Source organism: Alcanivorax sp. 1008, assembly GCF_020667895.1.
GTDB lineage: Bacteria > Pseudomonadota > Gammaproteobacteria > Pseudomonadales > Alcanivoracaceae > PGZG01.
The window spans coordinates 1-415 of the sequence record NZ_JAFMPS010000095.1 but is presented as its reverse complement, the minus strand read 5'-3'; the positions used below and the strand labels follow the sequence as shown (position 1 = coordinate 415).

The window sequence follows — 415 nt, the reverse complement described above, 5'->3', positions numbered from 1 at the left end:
ATTAATACACCTCCAACGATTAAATCATGATCCTTTATTCTATTTCTAATATTAAATTCACTCGAAAATTCTGTAACTACATGCTTGGGCATAATATCATTTACATAACGTAACTGCTTCATGTTAATATCCATAATAGTAACATGTGCGCCAAGACCTGCGGCCATTTTTGCTGCCTGAATCCCAACTGTACCAGCACCGAGCACTAACACTTTTCCTGGAGGCACGCCTGGTACACCTCCTAGAAGTACACCCTTACCTTTAATAGGCTTTTCTAAATATTTTGCACCTTGTTGAATAGCCATTCTGCCTGCTACTTCTGACATAGGAGTTAATAATGGCAATGTGCCATCTTCATCTTCTACTGTTTCATATGCAATACACACAGCTTTACTGTCAATCATTGCTCTGGTTA

Annotated in this window: 1 protein-coding gene; it reads right to left on the bottom strand. The window is 38.6% G+C overall.

Going from position 1 to position 415, the window contains the following annotated elements; all coding sequences use genetic code 11:
- Positions 1-404 (bottom strand): NAD-binding protein (locus J1C54_RS16435; protein ID WP_229150053.1); only part of this gene is annotated, 404 nt, incomplete at its 3' end.
- Positions 405-415 lie beyond the last annotated feature (11 nt).